The organism is Mesorhizobium sp. M7A.F.Ca.US.014.04.1.1 (genome assembly GCF_003998745.1).
In the GTDB taxonomy this organism is placed as follows: domain Bacteria; phylum Pseudomonadota; class Alphaproteobacteria; order Rhizobiales; family Rhizobiaceae; genus Mesorhizobium; species Mesorhizobium ciceri.
In genome coordinates this window covers 1-462 of sequence record NZ_RZRW01001450.1, presented here as the reverse complement: position 1 = coordinate 462, position 462 = coordinate 1, and the positions used below count along the sequence as shown (strand labels likewise).

Here is a 462-nt window from a genome sequence, read left to right as displayed (position 1 = left end):
GGATGGCGCCATTCTTCAGCAACTCGGCGGGTTGCCCGGTGCGGGCTGTCGCGCTCACAGCTCGATCTCGCGACGGCGCAGGTAGCGAAGCGCGATTGCAGTGACGCCTGCAACGATGATGAACATCATCACGGCCAGCGCGCTGCCCTGGCCGAAATCCTGGATCCCGGTCGTCGTCGAACCGAAGGCGGTGCGGTAGAAATAGAGGCCGAGCACATCTGTCGCGCCGCCGGGCGAACCGGTGAGGCCAGCCATGACATAGGGGATTTCGAACCAGTTGAAGCTGCCGATGAAGGTCAGGATGGTGACGATGGTGACGCTCGGCGCAATCAGCGGCCAGATAATCCTGGTCATCAGCACATAGTCGCCGGCGCCGTCGAGACGGGCAGCCTCGATGACTTCCTTGCTGACGCGCTGCATGCCGGCCAGCAGCACCAGGGTGGGGAAGCCGAGCCCACGAGA

1 protein-coding gene is annotated in these 462 nt (G+C 63.9%); it reads right to left on the bottom strand.

Features of this window, described 5'->3' with window-relative positions; translation table 11 throughout:
• Positions 1-54: 54 nt before the first annotated feature.
• Positions 55-462, bottom strand: a 408-nt coding sequence (locus EOA22_RS37045; protein ID WP_164756353.1) for a sugar ABC transporter permease, incomplete at its 5' end; no start/stop codon positions are given.